The sequence below is a fragment of the Pseudescherichia sp. genome, assembly GCF_031979925.1.
GTDB lineage: Bacteria > Pseudomonadota > Gammaproteobacteria > Enterobacterales > Enterobacteriaceae > Pseudescherichia.
This window is the reverse complement of the sequence record NZ_DALZFB010000002.1, coordinates 204573-219920: the sequence shown is the minus strand read 5'-3', so window position 1 is coordinate 219920 and position 15348 is coordinate 204573. Positions and strand designations below refer to the sequence as shown.

The 15348-nt window shown below is 57.3% G+C and carries 10 protein-coding genes; 3 read left to right on the top strand and 7 right to left on the bottom strand.

The features are described 5' to 3' along the window. The first annotated feature begins 112 nt into the window (after nt 1-112). The 3 genes from asnS (at nt 113) to aspC (ending at nt 4548) form a co-directional block, all read left to right on the top strand. Nucleotides 113-1513 (top strand): asparagine--tRNA ligase, encoded by a 1401-nt coding sequence (gene asnS, locus RTM13_RS04380; RefSeq protein WP_312210437.1) that lies wholly within the window; start codon nt 113-115, stop codon nt 1511-1513. A gap of 596 nt (nt 1514-2109) precedes the next feature. Next, the gene (gene ompF / locus RTM13_RS04375; protein ID WP_312210435.1) at nt 2110-3171 is read left to right on the top strand and encodes a porin OmpF; all 1062 of its coding nucleotides are present in this window, start codon (nt 2110-2112) and stop codon (nt 3169-3171) included. A 186-nt stretch (nt 3172-3357) separates the two neighbouring features. Further along, on the top strand, nt 3358-4548 hold the full coding sequence (aspC, locus tag RTM13_RS04370) for an aspartate transaminase (protein ID WP_312210433.1): 1191 nt from the start codon (nt 3358-3360) through the stop codon (nt 4546-4548). Nucleotides 4549-4632: 84 nt separating this feature from the next. On the opposite strand, the gene RTM13_RS04365 is transcribed toward aspC, so the two are convergent. The 7 genes from RTM13_RS04365 to cmoM form a co-directional block, all read right to left on the bottom strand. Then, a complete protein-coding gene (locus RTM13_RS04365) occupies nt 4633-5280 on the bottom strand; it encodes an MBL fold metallo-hydrolase (RefSeq protein ID WP_312210432.1) in 648 nt (215 codons plus the stop codon). A gap of 27 nt (nt 5281-5307) precedes the next feature. Further along, complete coding sequence (locus RTM13_RS04360) at nt 5308-5856, bottom strand: YcbK family protein (RefSeq protein ID WP_312210431.1); 549 nt, start codon at nt 5854-5856, stop codon at nt 5308-5310. 183 nt (nt 5857-6039) lie between these two features. Further along, entirely contained in the window at nt 6040-7818 is a 1779-nt protein-coding gene (gene ldtD, locus RTM13_RS04355) for a L,D-transpeptidase (protein ID WP_312210430.1), read from the bottom strand. Between the two features lie 179 nt (nt 7819-7997). After that, entirely contained in the window at nt 7998-12452 is a 4455-nt protein-coding gene (mukB, locus tag RTM13_RS04350) for a chromosome partition protein MukB (protein ID WP_312210429.1), read from the bottom strand. Further along, entirely contained in the window at nt 12452-13156 is a 705-nt protein-coding gene (gene mukE / locus RTM13_RS04345; RefSeq protein ID WP_312210428.1) for a chromosome partition protein MukE, read from the bottom strand. The genes mukB and mukE overlap by 1 nt, the downstream gene beginning before the upstream one ends. Continuing rightward, nucleotides 13137-14459, bottom strand: a complete 1323-nt coding sequence (gene mukF / locus RTM13_RS04340) for a chromosome partition protein MukF (RefSeq protein ID WP_144812946.1) — start codon at nt 14457-14459, stop codon at nt 13137-13139. Before mukF ends, mukE begins: the two co-directional genes overlap by 20 nt. Next, the gene (cmoM, locus tag RTM13_RS04335) at nt 14452-15246 is read right to left on the bottom strand and encodes a tRNA uridine 5-oxyacetic acid(34) methyltransferase CmoM (protein WP_312210427.1); all 795 of its coding nucleotides are present in this window, start codon (nt 15244-15246) and stop codon (nt 14452-14454) included. Before cmoM ends, mukF begins: the two co-directional genes overlap by 8 nt. Between the last annotated feature and the right edge of the window lie 102 nt (nt 15247-15348).

Sequence of the window (15348 nt, the reverse complement as noted above, 5' to 3'; positions counted from 1 at the left end):
TTCCCTTCTTACTGTTAATTCTGCTTGTCTGATGGCGAACGCCAGGTAACATAGACAAACCGCCCATTGGGGTGGAATGCGTATTTTTCGGACAATTAACAGAGAGACTATTATGAGCGTTGTGCCTGTAGCCGACGTACTCCAGGGCCGCGTCGCCGTTGACCAAGAAGTCACCGTGCGCGGATGGGTACGTACCCGCCGAGATTCAAAAGCTGGCATCTCCTTCCTGGCCGTCTATGACGGTTCCTGCTTTGATCCTGTACAGGCCGTTATTAATAATTCTCTGCCCAATTACAATAATGAAGTCCTGCACCTGACTACCGGCTGCTCCGTGGTCGTAACCGGCAAAGTTGTCGCCTCTCCGGGCCAGGGCCAGAGCTTTGAGCTTCAGGCAAGCCATGTCGAAGTGACCGGCTGGGTTGAAGATCCGGACACCTACCCGATGGCGGCCAAGCGCCACAGTATCGAGTACCTGCGTGAGGTAGCACACCTGCGTCCGCGCACCAACCTGATCGGCGCGGTGGCTCGCGTACGCCACACCCTGGCGCAGGCGCTGCACCGCTTCTTTGATGAGCAGGGCTTCTTCTGGGTCTCTACCCCGCTGATCACCGCTTCCGATACCGAAGGCGCTGGCGAGATGTTCCGCGTCTCGACGCTGGATCTGGAAAACCTGCCGCGCAATGACCAGGGCAAGATTGATTTTGACAAAGATTTCTTTGGCAAAGAGTCCTTCCTGACCGTTTCCGGCCAGCTCAACGGCGAAACCTACGCCTGCGCCCTGTCGAAAATCTACACCTTCGGCCCGACCTTCCGTGCGGAAAACTCCAACACCAGCCGCCATCTGGCCGAGTTCTGGATGCTGGAGCCGGAGATCGCCTTTGCCGATCTCGAAGATAACGCCGCGCTGGCAGAAGCGATGCTGAAGTATGCCTTTAAAGCGGTGCTGACCGAACGTGCCGACGACATGAAATTCTTCGCTGAACGCGTAGATAAAGATGCCGTAACCCGCCTGGAGCGCTTCATCGAGGCAGACTTCGCCCAGGTAGATTACACCGACGCGGTCACCATTCTGGAAAACTGCGGTAAGACATTTGAGAACCCGGTTTACTGGGGTGTGGACCTCTCTTCCGAGCATGAACGTTACCTGGCTGAAGAGCACTTCAAAGCGCCGGTAGTCGTCAAAAACTACCCGAAAGAGATCAAAGCATTCTATATGCGCCTGAACGACGACGGTAAAACCGTTGCCGCCATGGACGTGCTGGCACCGGGCATCGGCGAGATCATCGGTGGCTCCCAGCGTGAAGAGCGTCTGGACGTGCTGGATGCACGTATGGCTGAGATGGGCCTCAATAAAGAGGACTACTGGTGGTACCGCGATCTGCGTCGCTACGGCACCGTACCGCACGCCGGTTTTGGCCTCGGCTTTGAACGCCTTATTGCCTATGTAACTGGCGTTCAGAACGTTCGCGATGTGATCCCTTTCCCACGCACGCCGCGTAACGCCACGTTCTAACACTCTTTGGGCCAGCACTCGCTGGCCCTTCTTCTACCCTACTTTGTCAACTTTCGTTAACAAAACGTCAGCAAAATTTCGTATCAACCCTTCCCGAGTTACCGTCTGTAAGACTATTTTTCAGAAATAATTTCGTACAGAAATCATACTGCCTAAAACTTGCACAAAAAAAAGCGCTTTGGCTTTAGCACATTTGGATAAAACACGCTCAGCTATCCAGATGTCTAAACACGAAGATGAGAAAACCTCTCACTGCGGCATTTTCTGAATAAGCATAAGCCTTAGCGAAATTAAACATAAGCAATTCATATATATAACAATGGATCCGTTGATTTTATCGGCAACTGTATTGGAAACATGAAGTGGTTCACAAAGTTCCTTCAAATACACAATTTCTTACACATAATTTCTTTTTGTTACCTCTTTAAGACATTTGTAGCACTTTCAAGGTAGCGAAACGTTTATATGAATGGAAAGATGCTTCTCAGACACAAAAAGACACCAAACTCTCATCAATAGTTCCGTAAATTTTTATTGACAGAATTTATTGGCGGCGGTGGCAGGTGTTATAAAAAACCTAATGAGGGTAATAAATAATGATGAAGCGCAATATTCTGGCAGTGGTTATCCCTGCTCTGCTGGTAGCCGGTGCAGCAAACGCTGCAGAAATCTATAACAAAGCCGGTAACAAATTAGACCTGTACGGGAAAGCAGTTGGTCTGCACTACTTCTCTAAAAATGACGGTAACGACGGCGACCAGACCTATGCGCGTCTGGGCTTCAAAGGCGAAACCCAGATCAACGACCAGCTGACCGGTTACGGTCAGTGGGAATATAACTTCCAGGGTAACAACTCTGAAGGCGGCGATGCGCAGTCCGGTAACAAAACCCGTCTGGCATACGCAGGTCTGAAATTCGCTGACGCAGGCTCCTTCGACTACGGCCGTAACTATGGCCTGGTCTATGACGTCATCGGTATCACCGATATGCTGCCTGAGTTCGGCGGCGACACTGGCGCGAGCGATGACTTCTTCGCTGGCCGTACCGGTGGTCTGGCAACTTACCGTAACAGCAACTTCTTCGGTCTGGTTGATGGCCTGAGCTTCGGCGTTCAGTACCTGGGCAAAAACGAACGTACTGATGCTACCCGCTCTAACGGCGACGGCTGGGCAACTTCTCTGAGCTATGAATTTGATGGCTTCGCAGTTCTGGGTGCTTACGGTGCCGCTGACCGTACCAATGCCCAGCAGACTCTGGATTTAGGCCAGGGCGATAAAGCTGAGCAGTGGGCAACCGGCCTGAAATATGACGCGAACAACATTTACCTGGCAGCTCTGTACGGTGAAATGCGCAACGCGGCTCGTCTGGGTGGCAATGGCTACGCCAACAAATCTGAAGATTTCTCAGTTGTTGCGCAGTATCAGTTCGACTTCGGTCTGCGTCCGTCCCTCGCTTACTACAAATCTAAAGCGAAAGACGTAGAAGGCGGTGTTGGTAGCGAAGATTTCATCAACTACGTTGATATCGGTGCGACCTACTACTTCAACAAAAACATGTCCACCTATGTTGACTACCAGATTAACCTGCTGGATGACGACAACAAGCTGGGCCTGAGCGATGATGACACCGTTGCTGTCGGTATCGTTTACCAGTTCTAATCTGTACACCTCGTTATTATATGCTTAAGAAACAGGGCCCCGGCCCTGTTTTTTTATGGCTGAAAATTCAATCAACCCCGCTTGCGGTCACACTCTGTTTCTTTTTGTCGCAAACGGTTGGCAATTGATAAATCTCCCGTTAACCTGATACGCAACGCCCTTCTGTCATCATAATGGAACCTCGTCATGTTTGAGAATATTACCGCAGCCCCTGCTGACCCTATTCTGGGGTTAGCCGATCTGTTTCGTGCCGACCAACGCCCGACAAAAATTAACCTTGGCATCGGCGTCTATAAAGATGAAACCGGCAAAACGCCGGTGCTGACCAGCGTGAAGAAAGCCGAGCAGTATCTGCTGGAGAACGAGACGACAAAGAACTATCTCGGCATCGACGGGATCCCGGAATTTGGTCGCTGCACCCAGGAGCTGCTGTTTGGTAAAGGCAGCGCGGTAATTAACGACAAGCGCGCCCGCACGGCACAAACCCCAGGCGGTACCGGTGCGCTGCGCGTGGCGGCAGACTTCCTGGCGAAAAACACCGACGTTAAACGCGTCTGGGTGAGCAACCCAAGCTGGCCGAACCACAAGGGCGTGTTTAACGCTGCTGGACTGGAAGTGCGCGAGTATGCCTACTATGACGCTGCTAACCATACGCTGGACTTTGACGGCCTGCTGGCGAGCCTGAACGAAGCCCAGGCGGGTGACGTAGTGCTGTTCCATGGCTGCTGCCATAACCCAACCGGCATCGATCCGACGCTGGATCAGTGGCAGACCCTGGCTCAGCTCTCCGTTGAGAAGGGCTGGCTGCCGCTGTTTGACTTCGCCTATCAGGGCTTTGCCCGTGGTCTGGAGGAGGATGCAGAGGGGCTGCGTGCCTTTGCCGCGCTGCATAAAGAGCTGATCGTTGCCAGCTCCTACTCGAAAAACTTTGGCCTCTATAATGAGCGCGTCGGGGCCTGCACGCTGGTTACCGCCGATGCTGACACTGCCGATCGCGCCTTCAGCCAGCTGAAGTCCGTGATCCGTGCCAACTACTCCAACCCGCCAGCGCACGGTGCCTCCGTGGTAGCGACCATCCTCAGCAATGACGCCCTGCGCGCCATCTGGGAGCAGGAGCTGACCGATATGCGCCAGCGCATTCAGCGCATGCGTCTGCTGTTTGTTAATACGTTGCAGGAGAAAGGCGCTAACCGCGACTTCAGCTTTATCATCAAGCAGAACGGCATGTTCTCGTTTAGCGGCCTGACCAAAGAGCAGGTTCAGCGCCTGCGCGAAGAGTTTGGCGTCTATGCGGTGGCATCCGGCCGCGTTAACGTCGCGGGCATGACCCCGGACAATATGGCTCCGCTGTGTGAAGCCATCGTTGCGGTACTCTAAGTAAAAAAAGCCCGGTGGCGCTATGCTTACCGGGCTTATAGATTACGTAGGTCGGGTCAGCGTAACGCCACCCGACACAATGTATTACCAGATCGGCTGCTCATCCTGCAAAAACGGGTTGTGCAGGCGCTCCTCCCCTAGGGTCGACATCGGCCCGTGACCCGGAATAAAGGTTACGTCATCACCCAGCGGCAGCAGCTTGCGCTTGATGGAGTCGATCAGCTGACCGTGGTCGCCGCGCGGAAAATCGCTGCGCCCTACCCCACCCTTGAAGATCACATCCCCGGAGACCAGCAGGCGCGACTGGGCGTCAAAGAAGACAATGTGCCCCGGCGTATGGCCCGGACAGTGCAGCACCTCAAGCGTCACCTTGCCGACGGTCACGCTTTCGCCTTCGTCCAGCCAGCGATCGGGCGTCAGGGGCTGACACTCCTCGAGGCCAAACATACGGCTCTGGGCAGGAAGACCCGTCAGCCAGAACTCATCCTCTTTTTCCGGGCCGACGATCGGCACACCGTAGTGCTGCGCCAGCTCGGCGGCGGCCCCCACGTGATCGAGATGACCGTGGGTGAGCAAAATCTGCGTCAGCGTGATGTCAGAGGCGGCAACCACCTCTTTGATGCGCTCGGCGTCACCGCCGGGATCCACCAGCGCGGCCTCTCGGGTCTCCTCACACCAGATCAGCGAACAGTTCTGGGAAAAGGCGGTAACCGGAATAAGACGATAGTTCATACTGCTCCTTTTTCATTAAGCCCTGGGCTACCAGTGCCGAACCGGCCCGGTATCAATATGCACAAAGTTGCTGCGTGGGTAATATCCTACACCACCTGCACCCATAGATAACGCGGCTTTGCGAATATTGCTTAATGCGAGGCCGTCGATATGGAAATCCATCGCCTGGCCTTTGGTGTGATAACTCTTCTTCGCCACGCCGCTGCTGTGGGCGCGAAGTTCATTGTTGGTATCGATAGAGCGATAGCCAGAGATAAGCTGAACCGGCTTGCGCGTACCGAGCAGTCCCTGCAGGCGATAGAGCTGGTCGAAAAGTTTGGGGTCAATGGACGTCACTTTATTGGCGCGAAAATCGCGGAAAAAGTGGTTAAGTTTGGCTAATTCATCCTGAATATAGCCCTTGCCGTCGAAAAACTCGGCTTTGATTGACTCTCCGGTGTGTAAGTTATTGAGAGTCAGGATCCGTGGGCGTGGCGTAGAGAGAGTAGCGAACGCAGGCGTTGGCAGGATGGCTGCACCAAGTGCAACACCACCTAACGCCAGCAGTTTGCGGCGATTAGCGTCAAATTTATCCATGATAATCAGGTCTACAGGTAAAAAGTTTGCTTAATTAATGCACTTCTGGCGCGTGAAAAAGCACATTACCGGGCAAAATTTCTTACGTCAAGGAAGGTCAAGCCCGGTAAAGACGGGCCGTGTAGCCTGGGCAGCCCGTTTTTACCAGTAATTTAGAGAATGGATTAATCTGAACTACTTCATTTATCTGATTAATTGTTCCGCCTTCGGCAAAACTTCCGCTCCGGAACGCGCGGTCAGATCGTAATTGTAAATATCTGTACGATACTGAGTGCGCCCGTCGCTACCGACAAAGGCGGTCAGATAGTAGAGGTTCACCGGAATATTCTGCCGAATATTCACGTAGCGTGTGTTCCCCTCCTGCAGAGCGCCAGAGATACGCGTGTCGTTCCAGCCCGCGTCCTGCAGCAGCATGCTGGCCAGCTCAGACGCTTTGTTCACGCGCACGCAGCCGGAGCTAAGCGCCCGCTCGTTCTTCTGGAACAGATTATGATTCGGCGTATCGTGCAGATAGATTGCATCCGAGCTGGGCATATTAAACTTATAGCGCCCCAGCGAGTTGTGCGCCCCAGGTGCCTGCTGGAAGCGGAATGGCAGATTGGATGGGGTGATGGTGCCCCAGTCAACCCGCCACGGATCGATGGTCTCTTTGCTGTTCCAGCCGCGTAGCACAACATAGTTATGCCGCTCCAGATAGCCCGGATCGTTCCACACCTTCGGCAGAATATCCTTGCGCGCCAGCGTCGGCGGCACGTTCCACGGCGGATTGACGACAACGTTATTGAGCGCGCTGCTCATCATCGGCGTTTTGCGATCGGGACGGCCAACGATCACCCGTGACGCCAGCACCTCGCTACCCTGCTGGTAATAGACCAGCGAGTAGGCCGGAATGTTAACCATAATGCCGGTCGAAACCGTTCCCGGCAGCAGGCGCAGACGCTGGATATTGAGCGCCAGCACCCCTGCGCGCTGGGCAGGCGTAACGTTTAGCCAGTCGCGAGTAGACTGCCCGATAGCGCCATCGCTACCCAGGCCTTGCCAGGTCTGGAAGCGTTTAACCGCCGCGACCAAATCACCATCGTAGTAACCGCCGCGCACGGGCTTCGCCTTCTTCGGCTTGTCGCCCGGCAGAACGATGTTCTCGGCGCCATCCAGCATCCCCGTGCGGGAGAGAATTTCGCGCAGGGCCGGAATATCGTTGCTCCACTGTCCTAGGCGCAGCGTGGCGGTACTCTTTAGCTCCGGCCAGGGCCGGTTATCCCCCAGCAGCTTGAGCAGCGACTGGTGCATAGAGGTGTACTGCGCGTGCTGCGGTGCGAGGCTGTCAACGAATTGCGCCAGCTGGCCGTTATCCAGCGCCAGCTGCCACTGGTTAATCACGGTCAGCGGCGGCGTCGCCAGCTGATACGGTTTCGCACTGTAGAGCCAGCTGTTGCCCTTGACGGGGATACCAGCGATAAAGTGCAGGTAGCCCAGCATGGCATCGGAAAGCACCACATCCCGGGCCTGGCCAGTAACGGCAGGATCGGTCAGCAGCTCAACCCATTTGGTGAACTGCGGCTGGAAACCGGCGATAGCCACCTCGGCCAGCTGCTGCTGAAACGCTTTAACCGCAGCGCGATCGTCCCACATCGCCTTCTGCTCGCGTGCGGCATAGATCGCAACAAGCTGGTTCATATAGGCCGGGGTATAGTCTGCCGGCAGCAGGGCCTGGATATCGGCGCGGGTTTTAGCCATCAGGCCAGGATCGGCCAGCGTCTCCACCCCCGCCATGACGGCGGTAGCATGGGACTGCATCAGCGGCTCGGCCAGCGCCGTTGGCTGCACCCCCACGCTGGCAGAGCTATCAGAAGGAACAACCTCTGGCTCATCGGCCATGGCGCTAAACAGCGGAGCAAATGCGAGCGCCAGGCACAAACTGAGTGCGGACATCCGACGACTCTCTTTTTTCTTCAGCAACATCCCTTGCCCCCTGTTTAAAAACGAATCGATTAATCCGTCTGGTTCTATGAGTATATAAAGACAAAAATACATTTGCCCGGCTAAATGTAAAGAAGATTAAAGATTGATCTCGATCTGGTTGGGCCAGCGGGCAATAAAAAAGGGCGGCTCTGCTGCCACCCTTTTGTCCTATTCACCTATCAGGTTACGCTGGCATCCGCCGTGCCGGGCAGCGGCTCGGGCAGCTGCGGCGCAAAGCCGCGCAGGCCAACCACGTGTACGTGCTCCTGATTGTTGAACACCTTACGCACCAGCTTGTAGGTAGTGCCTTTCTCCGGGCTGATGTTTTCCGGTGCGGCGATAATGAGCTGCATCTCCAGTCGCTCGCATAGCTCAAACAGCGTGGCGATAGAGCGGGCATCAAGACGGGCAGCTTCATCAAGGAACAGCAGGCGGCACGGAGAGATATCTTTACCGCGCAGACGACGGGCTTCATCCTCCCAGCTCTGCACCACCATCACCAGAATCGACATCCCGGTACCGATCGCTTCCCCGGTTGAGAGCGCGCCGGATTCAGCGCGCAGCCAGCCATCAGAGCCACGGTTAACCTCAACCTCCATCTCCAGATAGTTGCGGTAGTCGAGCAGCTCTTCACCGATGGTCTGCGGCGTGCGCTGGCCCATGTCTATCTGCGGGTTCAGACGCTGGTAGAGCTTCGCCAGCGCTTCCGAGAAGGTCAGGCGATTGCTGTTGAAGAGATCCTGATGCTGCTCGTGCTGCTCGGAGAGTACGTCCAGCAGGGTAGCGTGAGTCTCGCGCACGTTCACGTTGAGACGCACGCTGTTCACCTGGCCAAAAGAGACGCTCTGCAGTCCCTGGTTGAGCTGGCGGATACGGTTCTGCTCGCGCTGAATGGTCTTGCGAATGATGTTCGCCGCGCTACGGGAGCTAATGGCCAGCTTCTGCTCGCGGGAGGTCAGCTCTTCGGTCAGACGGCCCAGCTCGATCTCCATCTGCTCAATCGCTTCAACCGGATCGTCAGTGCGAATGATATCCTGACGGATACGCTCGCGCAGATGCTGGTAGACCGCGACAAAGAACTGGATCTTACGTTCAGGACGCTTCGGATCTTCCGACATGCGCAGCACGTCGCGCAGGTGTTCGTTATCCGCCACCGCCAGACGCAGCGCACCCAGCGCCTTATCCGACATCGAGCGCAGCTCGTCAGCGGAGAGATAGGCCAGCTCGCGACGGTGCAGGCGGCGTTCAACGCCGTTATCTTTCACCATCCGCATCACTGCGCACCAGCCTGCTTTGGCCGTCACCACCTGCTCGCGCTTCTCATGATAGTCACGTTCAAGACGCTTGAGCTTGCGGGTCAGGTTATCCATCTCCGCTTCGCAGAAGGTCAGGGCTTTCTCCAGCTGGTTGCGGCGCGCGCGGTTGCCAGAGAGCTGGGCGTAAAGCTCATCGCGACGGATGCGCGCCCGCTCTTCCGAGCCGCTGTCTGCCCGGACGCCAATCTCCTGCAGCTCTTTATGCAGATCGTTCAGCAGCTCTTTCTTGGTGTCGTAAGAGCTTTTCAGCGAGGCCTGCACCTGGCCATACTGGCTAAGCTGGGCGGCGTGGCTGCGCAACGCCTCACGGGCGCGGGCACGTTCGCTCTCCGCCTGCTCCAGACGCTGGCGCAGCTTCTCATTAAGATCGCTGTTGCCGGTGAGCATCGCGGCGGAGTCGCTGTAGCTGAAGTGGGCGCGACGCTGCACGACTTCGGTGAGGGCAAACGCCTGCTGGCGAGCTTCACGCTGCACCTGTTGCGAGTAAGCGTAGTCCTCTTTCAGCTGTTCAAACTGCTCCGGGTCGCTCTGCAGAACCGAGACCACCGGCTCCAGCTTCGCCAGCTGGTTGCCGTACTGCTGAATAAAGCGTGCCGCTTCCTGGGCTTCATCAAGACGCTCGCGGATCTCATCCACACGATCGGCAAGAGTGTCATCAGCCAGCAGGTTGATGCGGGGCAGCAGGCGGTTAAGGGCGCTGACGCCCTCCTTCGCCTGATCGTACTGGACGCGGCTCTGCTGGTTATCACTCTCATGGGCGCTGATGGCCCGCTCAAGCTCGCCCCGACGGGTGGTCAGGGTACGGATCTCCGCCTCCGGATCGTCCTCGAAGGCCACCGCCAGATGGCTACCGATAAAGCGGCTGAAGGCCTGGTGCAGACGCTGGGTCTTCTGAACATCAAACGACAGGGTGGCAAAGCGCTCCGCCAGCGTTTCACGCTCGGCGTGCAGGCTCTCAATACGGTTCTCGCGTGCGGCACGGCCAAACAGCGGCAGCGACGGGAAGCGGGAATAACGCCACTGGCGATCGGCAACCTTAACGATCACCGCTTTTTCCAGCTCGTCGACGGCAAAGACGCTGTCATCAAAGGACTGCGGATCCCCCTCGATCAGGTAGAGATCTTCCGGGCAATCGGTCAATCCTTCCAGCTGGTCGGCGATCAGGGAGAGATCCGGCACCACGATGGCGTGACGCGACGGACCATACAGCGCCGAGTAGTAAGGGGCATCGTCAAGGCTGACGTCGTCATAGATTTCAGAGAGCAGCACCCCGCCGAAACGTTCCGCCAGCGCATTAAGACGGGCATCTTCTGCACCACCCGGCTGGCTCAGACGCTCAATCTCATCGTCCACCGCCTGCTTGCGGGCACCGATTTCATCCCGCTCAACAATCGCTTCGCGCTCGCGCTCCAGCAGCTGTTGCAGGTACTCGGTGACATCCTGGCTCGATTCAAACTCTTGCCCGCTCTGCTCACAGAGCTGGTTGAGGCTATTCTGCGCGGCCAGCCAGACCGGGGCGCGCTTCAGCAGGCGCTGAATACGTGCCTGCAGCTGCTCCAGCTCCTGACGCAGGGCCATGCGCTGTTCACCGGCGTTGGCAACGGTCTCAGAGAGAGCGGCAATCTGGGCTTCAAGCTGCTGATGCAGAGCCTCCAGCTCGTCGGCATCGACGCGCTTGTTGTGACGCTTGCAGAATTCAGCCAGCAGACGCTCGGCCTCCTGCTGCTCGCGCAGGCGCTGCTCCAGCTCGTTAAGACGCATCCGCAGCGGCTGCACCTGTTCGGCCAGATGGCGCTGGTTTACGGCATCGCGCAGCAGCTCGCGGGCTACGCTCCAGGCTTCGTCTCGGGACAGCGGGCCGTTAATGGCCGCCACCAGCTGGTATGCCTGTTCAAACTGGCTGTGCGCGGTCTGGGCCACGCTCATCTTCTGCTCCAGCGAAAGCAGTTTTTCGGTTGCTTCCTGCTCTTTGGCCTGGAAGGTCTCCTGCCACTGCTGGGCGCTCTCCGGCGTCAGATCCGGAATGTGGCACAGGGCCTGAGCGCGCTCCAGCGCGGCCAGAGCCTGGTTGTACTGGATAGCACGGGTCTGCTGCACGTCGAGGGCCTGCTGATAGTTGGCAAGCTGGCTCTTCAGCTCATCCACCTCCAGCTCGGCGGCTTCCGCCCGGGCCTCATTCTCCTCCTGGCGGTCGGCGGCTTCTGCCACCACCTCGTTCTGCTCCTCCAGACGGATTTGCAGCTCGTCGAGATCCGCTTCGTAGCGCTCAATTTTCTCCTGCTGACGCAGCGCGGTCTGGACCAGGTTCAGATGGTCGCTGGCAGCCTGGTGATCCGCTTCGAGATCCCCCTCGGCACCGGTATGCTCATGCAGCTCCCGCGCCATCTCAACGTGCTTGTACTGCTCGGCGGCCAGCTGTGAGCGGGAGGTGAAGAGATCCCGACGGAAGGCCAGAGCCTGATCGAGATGCACCCGACGCTCGTTGGCGTGGCGCATGTAGTCTGAGGCCACGTAGTTGGTGGCTTCGCTGATCAGGTGCTTGAAGAGATCCCTGTCCGACTGGGTAACGCGGATCGCCTCGAGCGTCATGCGGTTCTCCCGCAGCGCGGCTTCCATATCCTGGAATGCCTTCCGCACCCCGCCGTTTTCCGGCAGCAGGTAGTCGCGCAGCGAGCGGGTAATAGCGCTGGAGATCCCGCCGTAGAGCGAGGCCTCGATCAGACGGTAGAACTTGCTGCGATCCGAGGCGGAGCGCAGGCGACGGGCCACGATGCCCAGATCGAACATCAGGGCGTGGTAGTCTGTAATCGAGTTGAACTGCTTGAACTGAACGCCTTCGATCTCGTCCAGCTTCTCTTTCAGCTCGTTCAGGGTCAATACGCGCGCCTGGCGCTCGTTGAGGGTTTCGGTCAGCAGCGTTGTTGGCTGGATGCTGGTTGGCAGGCCCTGAATCGCAAAGGGTTTAATGTCCACCTTGCGGTCGCGCCCGGCGACCTGCTGCAGGCGCACACCCACTACCACGCGCTGGTTACGTGAGTTGATCACGTCCAGCACCGAATAACAGACGCCCGCCTTCAGCTTGCCGTGCAGGCCCTTGTCGCGCGAGCCGCTGGTGGCCCCCGCTTCGGTGGTGTTACGGAAGTGCAGCAGGGTCAGATCCGGGATCAGCGCCGTAACAAAGGCCGCCATGGTGGTGGATTTACCCGCCCCGTTACCGCCGGAGAGCGTAGTGACCAGCTCGTCCAGGTCAAAGGTCCGGGCAAAAAAGCCGTTCCAGTTAATCAGCGTTAGCGAGCGAAATTTACCGCGATCAATCATTACTCTTCCTCCGCACTGTCCGGCTGATTCTCGTCTTGCTCATCATTGAGCTGCAGGTGGTTCTCTACCGGCATGGCCTCGCCGTCGCGGATCATGCGCAGCTGCGCTTCACGCAGGTCGTCCCCGCCGCGCACGTCAGCGCCGAAGCGGAACACCGACTCGGTGATACGGAACTTGCTGCTGTCGTTGCCCATAAACCAGACCATGCCCAGGCGGCGCAGACGGTTTAGCGAGGAACGCACCTTCTCCTGAAGTTTCTGGCGATCGACGTCAGATCCAGTGGAGCGGTTGTTGACCAGCTTCAGCAGTTTGCTCTCGTCCGCCAGAGACAGCAGCTCGTCGTAGAGCTCCTGCTGGGTAAAGATGCCTTCGTTAGCCAGGCGCTCCGGGCTGAGATAGAGGTAGCAGAGGATCTTGCCGACCATCATATCCAGCTCTGAAAGCACCGAGCGCGGGATCAGCGTTGTGGAGCGCGGGCGCAGGTAGAAGAACCCTTCCGGCGCGCGGATCAGCTCCACGTTATAGCGAGCGTAAAACTCCTCCAGATACTCCTGGAAGTCCATTAAAAATGCGTGATTGTCCAGCTCATCAAGACCAATGTGGCGACCGGCGCGCAGCTGACTGTCCAGCGCCGGGAACAACGGGTTAGCCAACGCCTGCGCCAGCTTGACTGGCATCACTTGTTCAATATTTGTCAATGACATGCGCCTGTACCCTGGCTCCGTAATCATTAATTGGCTGCCATTTTGCTGGCAGCCCGGTGAAATCGCCCTGCGCTACGCCGAGACGTACCGCCTGATCAACCACAATTCGCGCAACGTCAAAGTGACGCGCCCGCGGATATTGCGCCAGATATTCGCGCACCACGAGACCGAGATCCAGTGGCACTTCTCTGGTTTTATACACCGCCAGCTGCGCTTCAATCATGGCGGCAAGCTGCTCGCGAATTTCGTTAAACTCTTCGAACTCAAGATCCGGCGGCAGTTCGCCGGTCACCTCTTCATCGCGCAGCGTCATCTCTTCGTCGCGCATATCCAGCAGACGATCGGCGCTGGCGTAGGTCAATGCCCATGGCGCATCGAAGTAGGACTGCACCGACTGGCGCAGGCGCTGGGCAAAGACGCGGTTTTTATCCATATCAATAGCGGTACGGATAAACTTATGCACGTGGCGGTCGTAGCCAATCCACAGATCGATAGCCTGCTGACCCCAGCTGATGATGCGATCCAGCTTGCTTTGCAGATCGAACACCAGCCGATCGACAAACTCGAGATCGTTATGGGCAAGGGTCGCATCCTGGATGCGCAGCAGGTTGGCCTGCAGCTTATCCCCCGCCGCCTCCAGCGTGTCCTGTAACTCGCGCAGGGTCCCGGAGGTCTCTGACAGCAGCAGCTCACAGCTGGAGATCGCCGCCCGCCAGTCTTTGTTCAGCAGCTGGGCGATGTCATCCTTCACCAGCTGCTGCTGCTCATCCATAATGCGCTGGGTCAGATCGATACTGTCGAAAATCTCAGCGACGGAGTATTTGAGCGGCGCGTAGACGTGACGATGCCAGTGGAACTCGTCTCCGCCTTCGGCCGCAGCGTCAGCGGCGCGTTTCAGCTCGCTGGCAACGATAGAGAGCTGCATTGAGAGGCGCAGGGTAGAGAACTCGCGCTGGCGAATGTAGTAGTCCGTGATGCCGATACCGAGAGGCGTCAAACGGTAGATAGCGTTCCCCTCAGCCTGCTCGCTGGTAAAGCGGTTCAGCAGGCGCTGGCGCACCATATCGTTGATGGCGTTATTGGCGCGCACGCCGATGGTTTCGCTGGTCTGCTCAAACGCCTCGCTGACGTGACGAAACGCGTCGATCAGCTCCCCTTCGCTCATCTCACCGTCCAGCCGCTCGCCGTTAAGCGTGGCGACGGCCAGCAAAAAGGAGAGCCTGTCTACCGGCAGCGCGATCGAGAAATCGTTTTTTCTGGCCCAGGCAACCAGTTCGGGGACTGTCTGGGAAAATTCACTCATCGTTAATCCTTGTATCTACCTGCGGCTTCTGCGCGGTAACGTGTATATAGCGGCCCAGGCTCAGGTAAGGCTCCTGGCGGCAGTAACGCGTCTCTAACTCTACTAATGCAGCAAAACAGTCATGCTGTTTTTGCTTATCGCGCAGATAGTCGTGAAAAACCCTGATACCGGTTTTACCGGTGATCTGCCAGCCCATCTCTTCGAGCCAGCCGTAGACCTGCTGCGGATCGCGCGGAAAGTCCGGTGAAAGCGTCCGTCGTTTCTTTTTGTACATGCCCTGCTGCACATAGCCAAAGTTGCCCACCAGCACGTTCCGCATCAGCAGGCCGTTGGCATTGTAAAACATCAGCGACAGCGCGCCGCCGGGACGCAGCGCTGACCAGAGCGTCTGCAGAACAGCAACCGGCTCGGCGACCCACTCCAGCACGGCATGGAACAATATCAGATCGACCGGCGATTCCAAATGCTGGGCAATGTCCTGAGCGGCGCAGTGGATAAAATGCATGTTGTCGATCACACCTTCCGTCTCTGCCGCCGCGCTGGCCCGGGCGACCATCTCACCCGACAGATCGCAGAGCGTGACGTGATGGCCTAGCTTCGCCAGCCGGATGGCCGTCTGCCCCTCTCCGCCACCGGCATCAAGAATGCGCAGCGGCCGTGGACCAAAGGTCGCGAGCAGAGCGTTAAGATCCTGCCACAGGATCGCCTGGCGTAGCTGCCCTTTCGTGGTGCCATATATATTGCGGGAAAACTTCTCCGCGATGTCATCGAAATTGCGATCCTGCATCTGCTACTCCGCGATCCTGGCAAAACCGCTATTTTGTCACACCCACGTTAAGAAGGAACCTATCTGGTGTAAGATCCACAGAATAACCTGCTGTATGGTCAA